Raw genomic sequence first — 16,549 nt, 5'->3', positions numbered from 1 at the left:
GATTCGCGCCTTGCTTTTCAAATAAAGGTAGATCGTGATCTTGAAACGAGTCGGCATCCTCGGCGGCGTGCGCATTCCGTTTTGCCGCAACAACACGGCCTATGCCGACGTCGGCAATTTCGGCATGGCGGTGAAGACGCTGGGCTCCCTGGTCGAGCGCTTCGGCCTGCACGGGCTCGAACTCGGCGAGGTCGCCTACGGCGCAGTCATCAAGCACGCTTCGGACTGGAACCTCGCGCGCGAGGCGACGCTGTCGTCCGGCCTCGCGCCGACCACGCCGGGCATCACCACCGCGCGCGCCTGCGGTACCTCGCTCGACAACGCGATCATCATCGCGAACAAGATCTCGGCCGGGCAGATCGAGGTCGGCATCGCCGGCGGCTCGGACACCACCAGCGACGTGCCGATCGTCTATTCGAAGCCGCTGCAGCAGCGCCTGCTCGCGATGAACCGCGCGAAGGCACCGCTGGAGAAGGTCGAGACAGCGGTCAAGGGCTTCTCGTTGTCGGAACTGAAGCCGTCGTTTCCCGGCGTTGCCGAGCCGCGTACCGGCAAGTCGATGGGCGACCACTGCGAACTGATGGCGCGCGAATGGAACATCGGTCGCGAGGAGCAGGATCGCCTTGCGCTGGCCAGCCACCAGAAGCTCGCTGCGGCGTATGCGCGTGGCTTCTTCAAGGACTTGGTCGTGCCGTTCCGCGGCGTCGACCGCGACAACGTGCTGCGCCCCGACACGACATTGGAAAAACTCGCGGCGCTGAAACCCGCGTTCGACAAGACATCCGGCCACGGCACTTTGACGGCCGGCAATTCCAGCGCGCTCTCCGACGGTAGCGCCGCGGTGCTGCTCGCCAGCGACGAGTGGGCCGCTGCGCGCGGACTCAAGGCGCAGGCCTACCTCACGCATGCGCGCGTCGCAGCCGTTGATTTCGTGCATGGCGAGGGGCTGCTGATGGCGCCGACGATCGCGGTGCCGCGCATGCTCGCCGAGGCCGGCCTCACCTTGCAGGACTTCGATTTCTACGAGATCCATGAGGCGTTCGCCGCGCAGGTGCTTTGCACGCTGCGCGCCTGGGAGTCGGCCGACTATTGCAGGAACCGACTCGGCCTGGACAAACCGCTCGGTTCGATCGATCCGGCGAAGATGAACGTCAATGGGTCGAGCCTCGCCGCCGGTCATCCGTTCGCGGCAACCGGCGCGCGGCTGGTCGCGACGCTGGCGAAACTGCTTGAGGACAAGGGCTCTGGGCGCGGTCTGATCTCGATCTGCACCGCCGGAGGCATGGGCGTGACCGCGATCCTCGAAAGGCCGTAGCATCTGTTTCCAGTTGGGAGCGGCGGCAGCCGCGATGCCGTTCACCCGAAGAGCATCGCGGCTGCCGACGCTCCCACACGAACGCCACCTCCAGGGGGAGGACGAATGGAAAACAGCAGTTATGCACTGGTCCTGACGGGCTCGGTGTTGCCCGGCTACGCGCCGGAAGCGGTCTGGCCGGCGCTGGCGACGTATTTCCGGATGGAGCCCGCCAAGCTGACCGCCCAGTTGCTCGCGCGCGCGCCGCTCGCGATCAAACAGAGCGACGATCTCGGCAAGCTGCAGACCCTGCAGGCCGGCATCGCGGCGGTCGGTGCGGAAGCGGAGATCTGCGCACCGGACGGACGGCCGGCCTTGTTCGTGCTGCTCGACAATGCGCCGCGCGGGCCGGTGCCGCGCGTGCTGGTTGAGGAGCGCGTGCAGCATGGCTTGTGGCCGAACACGCTGAGTGTCGCCGAAGTCGGCTCCAGCGTGTGGAAGCCCTATCGCGAGTTCGACGTGACGATCGCACCTGCGCCCGCGCCGCCTCCCCCGCCGCCTGTGGACAGACCGTTCCATGCCGGTGATGTCGCGGCGACGATCGTGCCGAGCGCACCGGCGCCGGCGCCGATTGATAACGAGCCGGCCTTCCTGCCGGCCGGTGCGGCGATCCATGCCGGATTCTGGCGGCGCTGCGCCGCGATGCTCGTCGACGGGATCCTGATCGGAATGGCCACGTCGATCGTGCAGGCAGTGCTTGGCATCGGCATGCTGGGTGCGGTGGCCAATCAGCACCCGGCGGCGATGGTCGGCATGATCCTGCCGGCCCTGCTGATCGCCTTCATTGGGCAATGGTTGTATTTCGCATTGTTCGAGAGCGCGTCGGTCCAGGCTACGCCCGGCAAGCTGGCGCTGGGCGTCAAGGTCGTCGATGACTGTGGCCGCCGCATCGGCTTCGGCCGTGCCAGCGGACGCTATTTTGGCAAGATCGTTTCCAGCCTGATCTTCAACATCGGCTATCTGCTCGCCGGCTGGACCGAGCGCAAGCAGGCGCTGCACGACATGCTGGCCGGCACGCTGGTGGTGTTCCGCGAGGTGCAGCCCGGTCAGGCGTTGCCCGAGGTGCGTCCGCCGATGCCCTGGTACGGCTGGCTGCTGAACATCCTGCTGGTCGCTGGAATGGCGTTCGCCATCGTCGCGTTCTGGACCGTGATGCATACGCTGGCCGGTCTCGCCGCGAGCAGCACGCCGGGCGGCAGCGGCTTCTGAGCGAGCTCGACCGCGCGCTTCGGAGATAAAAAAGCCGCCAACCGGCGGCTTTTTTTCGGCCAGCGAGCGCGTCAGCCGCCGAACGAGAACAACCGCGGGCCGTTCGAAGTCCGGTAGCTTTGTCCGCGACGCTTGCGCATGCGCTCGATCAGTTCGATGCGGCGCGCTTCGGCCCATTCGTGGCGTTCGGTTTTCACAACGGACGGATCGACGCCGCGCGCCGCCGCTTCCTCCTTGCGGTATTCGACAAAATCTTCGTAGGCCTCGATCTCGTGCTCCAGCTCGCGCGAGCACAGCTCGATCATGATCGCGTCGTCCAGGAAGCCGAGCACCGGCACTTCGTCCGGAATCAGGTCCTGCGGGTTCGAGAAATAGGTCAGGCACGCGAGTACGCGCTGTTTTTCTTCGACCGGCAGCGCGAAGCCTTCGTCGTTGACCATCGCGATCATGCTGTCGAGCGTACCGAGGCGCTCGGCGATGAATGCCGGCAGCGTCGCGTGGTGTTCCTTGCTGAGCAAGGTCGAGGCGGCTTCGGTGATTTCGCGCTGTGACAGGTGCTTGGCCTCCTCCTGCGAGCGCTGCAAGGCATCGGCGAAATGCTTGAGGTCGGCATCGCCGAGCTCGATGGTGAAGGCGAGCGACATGGGTGCAGCTCCGCGAAGGAAGGGCTGGAAAGACTAGCTAGGCGGGGTGGGGGCGTCAATCGGCAAGGGAGCGCGAACGGTCAACGGAAAGAGCAGCTGACGCGCGCTTGGGCGCTGCCGGGTTCCTGCCGCTGACTGCTCACAGGATTCCGACCAGTCCCGCGCCGAACGCGGTCACGATCCGCGTATAGATCGTCTTCAGCGGCAGGTCCACTTCGGGAAAGTCGCCGACGTCGGCGTAGCAGGCGTAGAAGCCCGGATCGCCGGGCGGCAGCGGGGCACAGCCGGGCTTGAGCTCGAAACTACTCGAGTAGCGGAACGGCCAGAGGTCGAACACCGGCAATGCGGTCGAAAGGTCCGCAATGACCTCGTTGATGCGTTCGAGCGCGGCGGAGCGCTGGCGCCGCCCGATCGTCCACGCGTTCCGAGGTTCGATATTGCGCAGCACCGCGTTGCGCACGCGTTCGGCGACCACACGGTCGTAGATGATGAAGCCTGATTCGGTGTTGTAGTCGTCCGAGCGCGGGTCGAAGTTGTGCGAGCCGATCACGCTGACCCTGTCGTCGATGACCAGCGACTTGGCGTGCAGGCCCAGTCGCACGCCGCCGCGTTTCAGCGGCGCCTTGCCATAGCGCTGGTACTTGCCGGTGTTGCCGCCGCCGGCGAGTGCGGCGTAGTCCTGGATGAACTCCGCGGCGTCGCTCGGGAACGGTTTGAACTCGTGGATCTGGAAGCCGTAGCGCTTCAGATAGCGCTTCTTGTACTTGTAGGACAGCGCGTAGACGTAGAACGCATCGGTCGCGGCCAGCGAATTCGTCGACACGATGACCGGCACGCGCGGCTTGCGCTTGTACAGCTCGCGGAAGATCTTGCGCGCACGCCCGCTGAGCACGAGGTAGGGCGTCTCGAACACGACCTGGCTGCGCGCCCCTTCGAGCAATTCGCTGATGCGGCCGCTGAGCGCGGCCTGGGCCGGATCGTCGAGGTGCGTGGCCTTGTCCGGTGCGTCGGAGAAGTAGTCGACGCGGGCGACGCGCAAGGCGTCGGCGATGAAATGCGTGCGGATGTACGTGATGTCGGCAGCATGAATGCGCAGCGCATCGAGGCGCGCCCAGTCGATGTCCGGGGGTGGCGCGAGGCCGCCCGGCGTGCCGGCGTCGGCAACGAGGCGGCGATTGACGTCGTTGAGCCGGGTCAGCGGCACCGCGCGCGGGTGCGCCCAGAAGCGGTCGAACGAGGCCTGCATCTGGCTGCCGGTCTGCGGACCGAGCACGAGCACGTCGCGGTCGCGGTAGTCGAATTCCTGGTCCCAGTCGTAGTAGCGATTTTCGTAGTTGCGGCCGCCCGCGATGCCGATTTCACCATCGACCAGGAACAGCTTGTTGTGCATGCGCTGGTTGAACTTCGAGAAGCAGCACAGCACGCCGGCGGCGAATTCGAGCGGCTGGGTGACGGCCTTGTCGAAGGTCGGGTTGTACAGCCGGAATTCGAGGTTCACGTGCGCGCGTGCGATGCGCGCCAGCCACTCGATGTTGTCGAGCGCGAACAGCTGGTCCGCGAGTACGCGCACTTTCACGCCACGCCGCGCGGCCGCGATCAGTTCGTCGAGTACGAGCCAGCCGGCGTCGTCTTCGGCCCAGATGAAGGTCTGGATGTCGATGCTCTTCTTCGCCGCGCGGATCAGGTGGACACGCAGCAGCAGCGCGTCCTCGCCGCGATCGAGCACGTTGACGTAGTGCACCGGTGCATCCGGCGTGCTGGCCGCGCGCGCCTCGTCGACGAGTTGCCGGTACGGCGTATCGATCGCGCAGTGGTCAGCGCGCGCGCAGGTGACATCATTGGGGCGTGCCTGCGCGACCAGCGCGTCGGCCTGGCGTGCCAGCTCACGGTTCAGGCCACAACCGGTCGAGGCGAGCAGCGCGAGCAGCGCGAGCAGGGTGAGCGCGCGGACGAACGGACCCTCAGTCCGGCGCGCGTTCACGGTGCCAGCAGGGTCGCCGAAGGCGTCGTGAACACGCTGAAATCGAGTTCGACCTTGTCGCTCAGCGTGCCGAGCCGCGAGCGCATGCCGAACGGCGAGCGGCTGATCATGCCGGTGGCGACGATCGGGCAGTCGTGGCCCGGTTGGGCGCAGGTCGCGGGCTCGAGCATGAAGCGGACCGGCTGGCTGACACCGCGCAGGGTCAGCGTGCCGGGCAGCTCGCCGCCGTTGCGCAGGCGCTGCAGCGGGAACGGATCGGAAACGAAGCGGATCTCAGGATGCACGGATGCATCAAAGAACTCCGCGGATTTCACCCAATCCTCGTAGCCGCGCACGTTCATGCGCACGCTGTCCGCGTCGATGCGCGCATCGACCACGGCCTGGCTGCGGAAACGGTCGATATCCACGTTGCCCTGCACCGCGCTGAATTCTCCGCGAATGCCGATCAGCCACATCACTTTCACGCGGAAGGTCGCATGCGAGCGCGGGCTGTCCAGTTCGACGATGTCGTGAGGTGCGTCCGCGCAGGCTAGATGGGCTACGAGCAGCGTGGCAGCCAGCCACGGCAAGGAGCGGCGAGGGCGCAACGTCGCTGCGCTCACGGCCACCAGAAATAACGAACCTCCGCGGTGCCGGGCTCGAGGCTGCCCGCGGGCAGGATCATCCAGACCACGCCGGCCGGCGGGATGCCGCGGCCGGAATCCGAGGCGCCTTCGGTCATCAACGCGACCAGGTTCTCGAGACCGGGGTTGTGGCCGACCAGCAGGATCGAGGCCGCGTCGGCGTGGTCGTCGAGCACGCGCAGCAGCGTCGCCGGCGTCGCCTCGTAGATGCGCGCCTCGCTGCGCAGGTCCGTGTAGCCGAGCGTGGCGAGGACGCGCTCGCAGGTCTCGCGACTGCGCGCGGCGGGTGAATACAGCACGCGATCCGGCGTCGCCGCGTGCTTTTTCAGCCAGGCGCCGGCGGCATCCGCCTCAGCCTCGCCGCGCAGGCTGAGCACGCGGGCGATGTCGTCCTGGCCGGGCATTACGGACTCGGCGTGGGCGTGGCGCAGCAGGATGATCTCGCGGGTGGACATGGCCGACTCCCTCCTCGTCTCCAGTGCATGATGATGCCCCAATCGCGGCAACCGTGGTAAAGGAAATCGATTGGCGACGCGGGCGTCGACACGCAAGATGATCGGCAGACGGCCGAACCAGCCCGCCTGCTGATCTTCGGGGCAATCAAAGGCGATGGCACAGGTGCGCAGTCACCGCCACTGCGATCAGCCACCGTTGGGTGATGGGCCGCCGCTGCCGCCGTGGTGCGCTGCCAGCTGCTGCTCGGTCAGCGTGTCGGCGCCGCTGCTCAGGTGATCGAAGCGCGCCATCTCCTTGGCCTCGAAGTCGGCCTTGCTGACCTTGCCGGTGCCGCTGGTGTCGTAGCGCTTCACGAAGCCTTCGGCGCGCTTCTGCACGCGATGGGCAACCGCGGGCGAGGCTGCGATTTCCTGCGCATCGACGCTGCCGTCGCCATCGGTGTCGAGCCTGGCGAAGCGGCTGTCGACCCAGGTCTGGTATTCGGCGCGGCTGATCACGCCGTCGTGGTTGGTGTCGATCTTGTCGAAGAGGCGCTGCTGGAACTCGGCGCGCTTGGCGGCGCGCGCGGCGCCCGCGTCTGCGGCGGGGTCCGCCGCAGAGGCCAGCGCGGCGGCGCCGAGCAGCGCGGAGGCGAGCAGGGTGGGGATGATCTTGCGCATGAGAGGGGTCTCGTCGAAACGGTCACAATGGCCGCACCCCTATTGAACGCCGCGGGCCCCCGCTTGTTTACTGGGGCGGCGCAAAGATCGCGCAAAGTCGTGTCAAGACGATGCTGCTTTGCCCCCTCTCCCCCAGGAAAAGCCCTGGGAGAGAGGGCTTGAAGCGCAGCAGCGGTTTCAGGGATCGGGGGATGGTTCGGAAGCTGCCTAAGAGTGCTTCTTCAGCCAGCGCAGCAGCTTCGTCCAGTCGCCCTGATGCGAGCGTACCAGTTCAGAGTGGTAGTCGAAGATGCTCTTGCCGAGCGCGTTCGCGAGCACATAGCCCTGTGTGTCGCGCAGCTCGCCGACCAGCGGGAACGGTAAGCGCTGCATCTCCTCGACCGCGAGCTGCGAGGCGTTGGTCCACGGCTTCAGTCGGTTCGCGACCACGCCGACCGCGACCTTGCCGCGCTTGACCCGCGGCAGCTCAGAGATCTCGGCGAGGAAGGGCTCGGTGGCTTCGAGATCGATGGCCGACGGCAGCACCGGCACGAGGATCACGTCGGCATGATCGAGATAGTCGCCGACTTCGCCGGCGCGGATGCCAGCCGGAGTGTCGATGATCACGCGCTGCGCGTCATCGGGAACGTGCCGGTCCCAGTCGCGGCGCAGGCCGGGAACTCCGAGCACTGCATTCACATGCAGCGCGCGCTTCTCGCTCCAGCGCAAGCTCGAACCCTGGCGGTCGGCATCGACCAGCACGGTGTTCTTGCCATCGACCGCATAGTGCGCGGCCAGGTTGGTCGCGACCGTGGTCTTGCCCGCGCCGCCCTTCGAACTCGCCACCAGGACCTTCAGCATGAACGCCTCCGCCGGTACGCAAAGTGGCGGAAAGGTTACACCGCGGCCGGCGTTTTTGCGAAGCGGTCAGCTCTGCGGCATCTTTTGGACGGACCACGACGATCCCGCCCAGCCGGCGGGCGCCTCGTCAGGCAGGCCGGCGCGGCGCAAGGCGCGCCGGATGACCTCGATTTCGTCGTCGAGATTGCGCCAATCCACCTGGTACGCCGCCAGCGCGTCAGCGTCACGCCCGTCATCGCCGAACAATTCGATGCCCGCGTGCATGTACCAGTCGAGATTGCGGCGCTCCTGCTGGTCTGCCGCGGTGAAACGACCGAGATTGCGCAGCACCGCGAAGCCGATCGAACGCGCAATCAGGGTCTTGCCCTTGCCCAGCATGAGGCGTCCCGCATCTTCGCAATACGCATGGCGTTGCCAACTGTCGCCGTCGCCCGTGCCGGGTTTGCAGGCAGTGATCAAGGTGTGGTAGGCGGGCATCGCTATCGCAGCGGCTTGCGCAAGGGCGGAGGTGGAGCTGAGCATGGACTGCGAGGTAGTCCGTGGTGTTTGCGGTGTCGGCGCTAGGAACTCCGTGGCCAGAATGGAGTCGGGCATGGGAAAGCGATCGTAGACGTCGATCCAGGCGTGCAGGGTGTCGGCGAAGTGATCGTCGTAGCGCGCACTCGACGCCATGTGTGCGAGCGCATCGTCCACGAGAGCCGGATTCTTCCGCGCAGACGCGAGAGCCAGCGCCATCATCCACGAAGCCGCGTTGTCGGGTTCAAGTCGTGTCAACGCTTCGACGTTTTCGTCTGGTACGGGCTTGGCCACGCAAGTATTCCCGCCAGAGCGATCAAGCGTTGCCATCCATTGCACGAGTACGTCGTCCGGTGCGCGGCGCGCGGCGCGCTCGAGCAATTCGGCGCGACTGGGCTGTGGGGGCTTTGCGGAAGCATCGCCGACGAATCGCATCATGTTGGCGGCGAGCATCCAGTCGCGCGGACGATCGCTGTCGATCAACGCGTCGGCAATGGTGTCTTGATACGCCTCCCACGCGTGTTGGGCTGCATCGGCTGCTGCCGTCTCTGGATCGGACGTGGTCGAGTCTTCGGCATCGCCTGCGGTGGAAGGTATCGGCGTTGCAGCAACTGTCTGCGTGTCGTGGGCGGAAGCTGCCGGCGAGGCAGTCTGTGCGAATGAAGCACTGGACCAAAGGGCGAGCACGACCGCGAGCATGGGGACATCGATCTTCATGACGACTTCTCCGTATGCGGTGCCGAGTCTAACAGGGCGGTCATTGCGCAGAACCAGCCAACAGCTATCTGCTATCTGCAGAATTCGCCGCTCAATACCCCGCCGCCTGCCCATCCTTGCGCCCTTCCGAGGCGCCGATGTACACACGGTTCTTCGCGTCCCACTCGATCGCCTGGTAGCCGCCGTACGGGCCGTGCGCGAAGTGCACGCTGTGGCCTTTCTGCATCAGACCGCGCACGGTCTCGTACGGAAAACCGGATTCGAGATCGACGAAGCCGCCATCTTTCATTGGTTCGGCCTGCGCTTCCGGTGATGTGGAACCTTCGTGCTGGATGCGCGGCGCATCGCCGGCTTCCTGCAGGTTCATGCCGAAGTCGATCAGGTTCATCACGATTTCGGCATGGCCTTGCGGCTGCATGTCGCCGCCCATCACGCCAAAGCTGATCCAGGGCGCGCCATCCTTGGTGATGAAGCTCGGGATGATTGTGTGGAACGGCCGCTTGCCGGGTGCGTAGGTGTTCGCGTGGTCTTCCTTGAGCACGAACAGCTCGCCGCGGTCCTGCAGGATGAAGCCGAGGCCGGGCGGAGACATCCCTGAGCCCATGCCGCGGTAGTTCGACTGGATCAGCGAGACCATGTTGCCCTGCGCGTCGGCTGTCGTCAGGTAGATCGTGTCGCCGTCGAGCTTGTGCGTGCCAGGTTCGACTGCCCTCATCGCATGATCCGGCGAGATCAGCTTTCGCCGCTCGGCCGCGTACGATTTGGACACCAGCCAATCGATTGGGGCCTTGCTGAACGCCGGATCGGCATAGAACTTCGCGCGGTCCTCGAATGTGAGCTTCTTCGCCTCGACGAACAGGTGCACGTGCTCGGTGCTGCCGAACGGGATCTTCGAGAAGTCATAGCCTTCGAGGATGTTCAGCATCTGCAGCGCCGCTATACCCTGGCCGTTCGGCGGCAATTCCCAGACGTCGTAGCCGCGATAGTTGGTCGATACCGGTTCGACCCATTCACCCTTGTGCGTGGTGAGGTCCTCGTAGGACAGGAAGCCGCCGTTCGCCTGCATGTAGTCGGCGATCGTGTGCGCGATCTTTCCCTTGTAGAACGCGTCGCGGCCGCCGCTGGCGATCGCCTGCAACGTGTTCGCAAGGTTCGGGTTCTTCCAGATCTCGCCCTTGGCCGGCGCCCTGCCATTCAGCGTGAACTGCTCGGTGAAGCCGGGATATTTCGACAGCCGCGGCACCGCCAGCTGCCAGTAGTACGCGATCAGTTCGGTCAGCGGGAAGCCTTCGCGCGCGTACGCGATCGTCGGCGCGAGCACGTCCTTCATTGGCAGCTTGCCGAAGCGGTCATGCAGCGCGAACCAGCCGTCGACTGCACCGGGCACGTTGACCGGTAGCGGACCCAGCGGCGGGATCGCCTTGTAGTCGTGGTCCTGGAACCACTTCAGGGTCAGCGATTTCGGCGAACGGCCGGAGCCGTTGTAGCCGTAGAGCTTCTTCGTCTTCGCGTCCCAGACGATCGCGAACAGGTCGCCGCCGACGCCGTTCGAGACCGGCTCCATCAGGCCGAGCGCTGCGTTTGCCGCGATCGCGGCATCGACCGCGCTGCCGCCCTTCTTCAGCACGTCGAGCCCGATCTGCGTCGCCAGTGGATGCGAGGTCGCGACCATGCCATGCGTCGCGATGACTTCCGAGCGCGTCGCGAACGGTTGGCCGGTGATGCGGTCGCCGGCGTTTGCGGCGCAGGTGATGAAGGCGGTGAGCAGGCACAGCGCGATGCGCTTCATGGCGATTTCTCGCGATTGAAAACCGCCGCAAGCATACGCTGACCGGTACGCCCGGAATTCGCCGTGATTCGCGCCATCGTGGCGCTTGCCCTTAGGGTCGGGTGCACTCAGCGCATCCCTGCGCTTCGCCCTGCAGGCAGCTTCGCCGTTTTGTCGCCCGTTCGCGCGCGCTTCTGCGCGCGCGGTCGATGCCGCAGGGCGAACGGTATCTCGAGCGGGTTATTCGCCCAGCGCTTCGCGCATGAACTCCGGCGCGGCCAGCGCGGCCTTGTGCATGTCGACGTTGTAGTAGCGCGTGTCGAACTGCTTGGTCGCTGCGCCGCGCTCGCGGAAGCCGCTGAGATCGGCGCCCTTGCGCGCCATCGTGCAGCTCCACCAGCCGGTCGGGTAGATCGGCTGCGGGAAGGTCAGCGTCTTCACCGCGTGGAAATCGGCGAAGCGCATCGCGCTGCGCATCGCCTTGATCAGATCCAGGTGCACCAGCGGCGATTCGCTCTGCTGCACGAGGATGCCGCTCGGCTTGAGCGCCTTGTAGCAGGTCGCGTAGAACTCGGTGCCGAACAGGCCTTCGGCCGGGCCGACCGGGTCGGTCGAGTCGACGATGATCAGGTCGATCGATTCGGGTTCCTGCTCGGCCATGTACTTGATGCCGTCGATGAACAGCAGTTCGGCGCGCGGATCGTTGTTTGATGCGCACAGTTCCGGGAAATACTGTTCGGCCAGACGTGTTACGCGCTCGTCGATCTCGACCTGCACCGCGTGTTCGACTTCCTCGTGCTTGAGCACCTCGCGCAAGGTGCCGCAGTCGCCGCCGCCGATGATGACGACGCGCTTCGCGCGTGCGTGCGTGAACAGCGCCGGGTGGGACATCATCTCGTGGTAGAGGAAGTTGTCGCGCGTGGAGACCATCGTGCAACCGTCGATGATCATCAGTTTGCCCCAGTCGGTCGTGTCGTAGATCTCGATCGACTGGTACGGCGTCTGCTCGGCGTGCAGGCGCTCCTTGATGCGCAGGCCGAACGACGAACCGGAGCGGCCATGCTGCTCGGTGAACCAGCTTTGTGCGGCGGCGTTCTGCTCGGAGACGGACATCGATGCTTCCTGCGGAGGTGAGGGCGAAAGGGGGCCGGATTTTCCGGTGGCGCGGATTTGGAGGGGCGCGATTGTAGCGGTTCCTTGCGACGCCGACATACGCACAAGGCAACGCATCGTTACACTACGCAGCCCCGCATCGTGATCGTGGAGCTTTGATGTGACCGAGCAGCGCTGGACCGCCGACGAGGCGCGCCATACCTGGGCCGTGCCGCACTGGAGCGAAGGCTATTTCGATGTCGGCGACGATGGTGACCTCAAGGTGCGCCCGCGCGGTGCCGAGGGCCCAACCCTGTCGCTGCCGGCGATTGTCGAAGCCGCGCGTGCGCAAGGCTCGCGGTTGCCGCTGCTGGTGCGCTTTGCCGATATCCTGAACGACCGTCGCGCGCGCCTGCAGCGCGCATTCGCGAACGCGATGGCTGAATGGGACTACAGCGGCGGCTACACCGCGATCTATCCGATCAAGGTGAACCAGCAGAAGAATGTCGCCGGCGAACTCGCGGCGAACGGCGCCGAAGGCTTTGGCCTCGAGGCTGGATCAAAGCCAGAACTGATGGCGGTGCTCGCGCTCGCGCGACGCGGCAGCACGGTGATCTGCAACGGTTACAAGGACCGCGAATACATCCGCCTCGCGCTGATCGGGCGCAAGCTCGGCCTCGACATCTTCATCGTGATCGAGAAGCCGTCCGAGCTGCGCTACGTGATCGAGGAGTCGCGCGCGCTTGGTGTCGAACCGCTGCTCGGCGTACGCATGCGCCTGAAGAGTCTCGGCGCCGGCAAGTGGCAGAACTCCGGTGGTGACAAGGCGAAGTTCGGCCTGACCCCGCGCCAGCTGCTGACGCTGCTCGACGAGCTCGAGGCCGCGAAGCTTTCGCACACCTTGAAGCTGCTGCATTTCCACATGGGCTCGCAGATGTCGAACGTGCGCGACATCGCGAACGGCATGCGTGAGGCGGTGCGCTACTTCGTCGAACTGTCGCGCATGGGCCTGTCGATTACGCACATGGACGTCGGCGGCGGTCTCGGTGTCGACTACGAAGGCACGCGTTCGCGCTCGGATTGCTCGATCAACTACGGCCTCGGCGAATACGCCTCCGCGGTGGTCGGTGCGCTCGCCGAAGCGTGCACCACGAACCATCTGAAGCCGCCGCATGTGTTGACCGAATCCGGTCGCGCATTGACCGCGCATCATGCGGTGCTGGTGGTCAACGTGACCGAGGTCGAAGAGGCGCCGCGCGGCGCGGTGCCGGCGCCACGTGCCGACGAACCCGCGGTGCTGCGCCGCTTGCGCGAGACACATGCGGAAATCGGCCAGCGTCCGCCGACCGAGCTCTACCACGAGGCGCAATACCAGCTCGCCGAGGGCTATTCGCTGTATGCGCTCGGCCAGCTTTCCCTCGCCGATCGCGCCGAACTCGACGATCTCTACTACGCGATCGTCAACGCGGTGCGTTCGCGCCTGAAGCCCGACGAGCGCGTGCATCGCCAGGTGCTTGACGACCTCGATGAGACTCTGGTCGACAAGTACTTCGTGAATTTCTCGGTGTTCGAATCCGCGCCCGACATCTGGGCGATCGACCAGGTGTTCCCGATCGTGCCGATCGCCGGCCTCGACCGCGCGCCGGACCGGCGCGGCGTGATCGCGGACCTGACTTGCGACTCGGACGGCCGCATCGACCAATACGTCGAGGCCGACGGCGTCGATGTCAGCCTGCCGCTGCACGCGCTGCGTGAAGGTGAGCCGTACCGGCTCGGCATCTTCATGGTCGGCGCGTACCAGGAAACGCTCGGCGACATCCACAACCTGTTCGGCGACACCGATGCGGTCAACGTGCGTTTGACGGCGAATGGTGGCTACGAATTCGCGCACGCACGTCGGGGCGACACCACCGACCTGATGCTCGACTACGTCGGTTATGACCTCGCTGCGTTGCGAGCGGCGTATCGCGACAAGATTGTCGCGGCGGGCGTGGGCGCCGCCGAGGCGAACGCGCTCGAAGCCGCGCTCGAGAAGGGGTTGACCGGCTACACCTATCTTGCCGAGACCACCTGATGCTTCGTAGGAGCGGCTTCAGCCGCGCCGTTTCAGCCCTCGCCTTCAAGGGGGTGGGGATGGTGTGTAGCAGCGTGCGAGCAAGAGCATCGCGGCTGAAGCCGCTCCTACAAAACTGGAGGACGTGAATTGAACGAATTGAAAGTCGGTTTCATCGGCCTCGGCGCGATGGGCCTGCCGATGGCCGGCCATCTCGCCCGTGCCGGCCTGCTCGCGGCGCTCTGGAACCGCTCGCACGACAAGGCCACGGCCGCTGCGAAGGAATACGGCGTTGCTGCGCCGCGCGCGCTCGCGGAACTGGTTCCGCAGTGCAACGTGATCGCACTGTGCGTGCCGGCCGACGCCGACGTGCTCGACCTCGCCCGCGAGATTGCCGCGCATGCGCAGCCCGGAACGATTGTGGTCGATCACTCGACCGTGTCTTCGGTGACCGCGAAATCCGCGCACGCGATCCTCGCCGCGAAAGGTTGTGCGTTCCTCGATGCGCCGGTATCCGGCGGCGTCGAAGGCGCGAAGAACGGCAAGCTCTCGGTCATGGTCGGCGGTGACGCGCACGCGCTGATCGAGGTGCGTCCCGCGCTCGATTGCTATGCGGCGAAGGTCAGCCACATGGGCGAGGTCGGTGCCGGCCAGAACACCAAGGCGGTGAATCAGGTGCTGGTCGCCGGCATCGCGCAGGCGGTCTGCGAAGGTCTCGCGTTGTCGGAGAAACTGGGCCTCGATCCGGAACGCCTGCTGCCGACGCTTGGCGCCGGCGCGGCCGGCAACTGGTTCCTCGACAAGCGTGGCGCGACCATGCTGAGCGACGAGTTCAAGGTCGGCTTCAAGCTCGCACTACTGCACAAGGACCTGAAGATCGTGCGCGAACTGGCGCTCGCCGCCGGCACCGACCGCTCGGTGATCGAGAAGTCGCTGGCCGACTATGCGGTGCTGCTCGCGCAGGGCTACGGCGATGAAGACATCTCGGCGTTGATCCGGTTGAAGCGCAAGCGCTGAAGCGCAAGTGCGTCGAGCGCGTGTCGGACACACGCGCCTGCGGATTTCACGGGCCGTCGAAACCGTCCTTGAAGATGCGGTCGAGGACGAGCCGCCAGAGCCGATTTGCGCTGTCGGTGACGTAGATCGCGCCGTCGGCGAGGATCGGACTCTGCCAATGCGAAGGACCGAGTGTCGGTGAAGTGCCCAGCATCGTGCCGGTCAGTGGGTCGCGCGCAACGATGCCGCCATTGAAGCCGCCAAGGTAGTACAGCACGCCGTTGGCGACGATTGGCGAAGTAGAGTGATCGCTGACGTTCCACGCGTAGGACAGCACCGGACGATGGCTGCCGTCGAGTCCGAGACGGACCGCAGAGAGGCCGTAGCCATTACCGACGAACAGCCAGGTCGAGCCATCAGCCGGATTGACCCACACGGCCGGTTGCTCGCTCATCCAGCTGCCACCCTGTTGCACGTTGAGCAGCTGGAGTTCACCGCCGACGTGTGCCGACGCCCCGGCGCCGCTCATGTTGTCGAGGTCGATCAGGCGCAACACCGCGTCCTTGCCGACTTGCATGCCAAGATGTGAAACGATGCTTCCGGCGGGTGCTGGCAGGATCGCAAGCGAGATCGAGCCGAGGTCGAGGTCGCTGGTGTAGAGGTATTGGAAATTGGAGGGCGTATAGCTGTCGTATGGCATATTGGCCCCGAGGCCGGTGCCGTTGGGGGCCAGCGCAAGCACGCTGTCACCCCAGTTTGTGCCGCCGGTATCCGCATCGAAGATGCCGTTGCCGCTGGTCACGTAGATGCGGCCTGTCGCTGAGTCGAAAGTCGCGCCCCCGCGCCCCCAAGCGCCACCAAGGCTCGTCGGGCAACTGCCCTCGGCGAGCAAGGTCGACACGTTGCTGCACATGAAGTTGAAGACGGTGCGCGCGCCAGTGTCCAGATTGATCGAAACCAGGTGCCCTTGATAATCACCGCCGTCGCCATAGCGGCCGCTTGTGACCACTTCCAGATAGCTCGTGCCTTTCCAGGTCGCGATCGTGAGGCCGCTTGCAACTTTCTCGACATACGGTTTGAGCGTGACTTGCTGCGGCCAGCCGGCAGGGCCTGGCGTGAGCATCTCGACGCCATCACCGATCCTGTATTTGTGCGCGTAGCCGTCGATGCCGAAGCTGTACACATACTGTTTCGCCGGATCGATTGCAGGCGAAGATGATGCGTGTTGCGAAGAAGTCTGACCATTGATGACCAAGGCGCTGATGACATGTGACCAGACAATGGAGCCTGTGTCGGCATCGATTGCCATCAATGTGCTGTTTTTTGCCCAGAAATCTTCGGTCGTATCGCTGCCGAGCAGGAACAGCAGGTTGCGCGTACCGTTAGCGGTAGCCACGCCACGTGCGTAGACGGGCGCGCTGTCCACTATCGCCGGCAGGTTGAACGGATTTGCATATAACGTGATCCGCTGCGAAACGTCAGCAGCCGTTATCGTGGTTTCGGCAGCGTTGTTGCCGCTGTGAGCGGCGTCGTAACCGAACTGCAGCCAGTCTGCTGCTACGGAGTGTGCTGATACGCAACAGCTCATCATCATCGCAAGCGTAGAGATCCTGGCGCATCGCATGACGCATCTCCCCTGAC

The 16,549-nt window shown here is 65.3% G+C and carries 14 protein-coding genes and 1 pseudogene; 5 read left to right on the top strand and 10 right to left on the bottom strand.

The window, feature by feature from the left end:
• The first annotated feature begins 34 nt into the window (after positions 1–34).
• Both ABD002_RS06145 and ABD002_RS06140 read left to right on the top strand, forming a co-directional pair.
• Positions 35–1,315, top strand: a complete 1,281-nt coding sequence (locus ABD002_RS06145; protein ID WP_343788239.1) for an acetyl-CoA C-acetyltransferase — start codon at positions 35–37, stop codon at positions 1,313–1,315.
• 105 nt (positions 1,316–1,420) lie between these two features.
• The gene (locus ABD002_RS06140; protein ID WP_343788237.1) at positions 1,421–2,563 is read left to right on the top strand and encodes an RDD family protein; all 1,143 of its coding nucleotides are present in this window, start codon (positions 1,421–1,423) and stop codon (positions 2,561–2,563) included.
• Positions 2,564–2,634: 71 nt separating this feature from the next.
• Here ABD002_RS06140 and ABD002_RS06135 read toward each other — a convergent pair whose 3' ends face one another.
• From ABD002_RS06135 to speE, 9 genes are all read right to left on the bottom strand, one after another.
• Positions 2,635–3,207: a YkvA family protein gene (locus tag ABD002_RS06135; RefSeq protein WP_343788235.1), complete on the bottom strand. Its 573-nt coding sequence runs from the start codon at positions 3,205–3,207 to the stop codon at positions 2,635–2,637.
• 139 nt (positions 3,208–3,346) lie between these two features.
• Positions 3,347–5,188 (bottom strand): phospholipase D family protein, encoded by a 1,842-nt coding sequence (locus ABD002_RS06130; protein ID WP_343788233.1) that lies wholly within the window; start codon positions 5,186–5,188, stop codon positions 3,347–3,349.
• A complete protein-coding gene (locus tag ABD002_RS06125; RefSeq protein WP_343788231.1) occupies positions 5,185–5,796 on the bottom strand; it encodes a YceI family protein in 612 nt (203 codons plus the stop codon). The genes ABD002_RS06130 and ABD002_RS06125 overlap by 4 nt, the downstream gene beginning before the upstream one ends.
• On the bottom strand, positions 5,787–6,266 hold the full coding sequence (locus ABD002_RS06120; RefSeq protein WP_343788230.1) for a SixA phosphatase family protein: 480 nt from the start codon (positions 6,264–6,266) through the stop codon (positions 5,787–5,789). The genes ABD002_RS06125 and ABD002_RS06120 overlap by 10 nt, the downstream gene beginning before the upstream one ends.
• Before the next feature lie 186 nt (positions 6,267–6,452).
• Positions 6,453–6,926, bottom strand: coding sequence for an EF-hand domain-containing protein (locus ABD002_RS06115; protein ID WP_343788228.1), 474 nt, complete (start codon positions 6,924–6,926; stop codon positions 6,453–6,455).
• Between the two features lie 207 nt (positions 6,927–7,133).
• A complete protein-coding gene (locus ABD002_RS06110; RefSeq protein ID WP_343788226.1) occupies positions 7,134–7,766 on the bottom strand; it encodes a nucleotide-binding protein in 633 nt (210 codons plus the stop codon).
• Positions 7,767–7,832: 66 nt separating this feature from the next.
• Positions 7,833–9,146 carry a hypothetical protein gene (locus ABD002_RS06105; RefSeq protein WP_343788224.1) on the bottom strand — a complete coding sequence of 438 codons (1,314 nt, stop codon included), beginning with the start codon at positions 9,144–9,146 and terminating at the stop codon, positions 7,833–7,835.
• Positions 9,091–10,788 carry a gamma-glutamyltransferase gene (gene ggt / locus ABD002_RS06100; RefSeq protein ID WP_343788222.1) on the bottom strand — a complete coding sequence of 566 codons (1,698 nt, stop codon included), beginning with the start codon at positions 10,786–10,788 and terminating at the stop codon, positions 9,091–9,093. Before ggt ends, ABD002_RS06105 begins: the two co-directional genes overlap by 56 nt.
• A gap of 219 nt (positions 10,789–11,007) precedes the next feature.
• Positions 11,008–11,880 carry a polyamine aminopropyltransferase gene (gene speE / locus ABD002_RS06095; RefSeq protein WP_343788220.1) on the bottom strand — a complete coding sequence of 291 codons (873 nt, stop codon included), beginning with the start codon at positions 11,878–11,880 and terminating at the stop codon, positions 11,008–11,010.
• Between the two features lie 160 nt (positions 11,881–12,040).
• Between speE and speA the strand changes: the two genes are divergently transcribed.
• From speA to ABD002_RS06080, 3 genes and pseudogenes are all read left to right on the top strand, one after another.
• Complete coding sequence (gene speA, locus ABD002_RS06090; RefSeq protein WP_343788218.1) at positions 12,041–13,933, top strand: biosynthetic arginine decarboxylase; 1,893 nt, start codon at positions 12,041–12,043, stop codon at positions 13,931–13,933.
• 123 nt (positions 13,934–14,056) lie between these two features.
• Positions 14,057–14,536 (top strand): annotated as a pseudogene (locus tag ABD002_RS06085) (NAD(P)-binding domain-containing protein); the annotation flags it as partial.
• Between the two features lie 6 nt (positions 14,537–14,542).
• Positions 14,543–14,929: an NAD(P)-dependent oxidoreductase gene (locus ABD002_RS06080; protein WP_343789366.1), complete on the top strand. Its 387-nt coding sequence runs from the start codon at positions 14,543–14,545 to the stop codon at positions 14,927–14,929.
• A gap of 46 nt (positions 14,930–14,975) precedes the next feature.
• Here the strand turns inward: ABD002_RS06080 and ABD002_RS06075 are convergent, their stop codons facing one another.
• Positions 14,976–16,532: a PQQ-binding-like beta-propeller repeat protein gene (locus ABD002_RS06075; protein WP_343788216.1), complete on the bottom strand. Its 1,557-nt coding sequence runs from the start codon at positions 16,530–16,532 to the stop codon at positions 14,976–14,978.
• Positions 16,533–16,549 lie beyond the last annotated feature (17 nt).

Origin of the sequence: Dokdonella soli, from assembly GCF_039523175.1 — a bacterium.
Taxonomy (GTDB): domain Bacteria; phylum Pseudomonadota; class Gammaproteobacteria; order Xanthomonadales; family Rhodanobacteraceae; genus Dokdonella_A; species Dokdonella_A soli.
The sequence above is the reverse complement of the archived record's forward strand: the minus strand, read 5'-3'. Positions and strand labels throughout refer to the sequence as shown.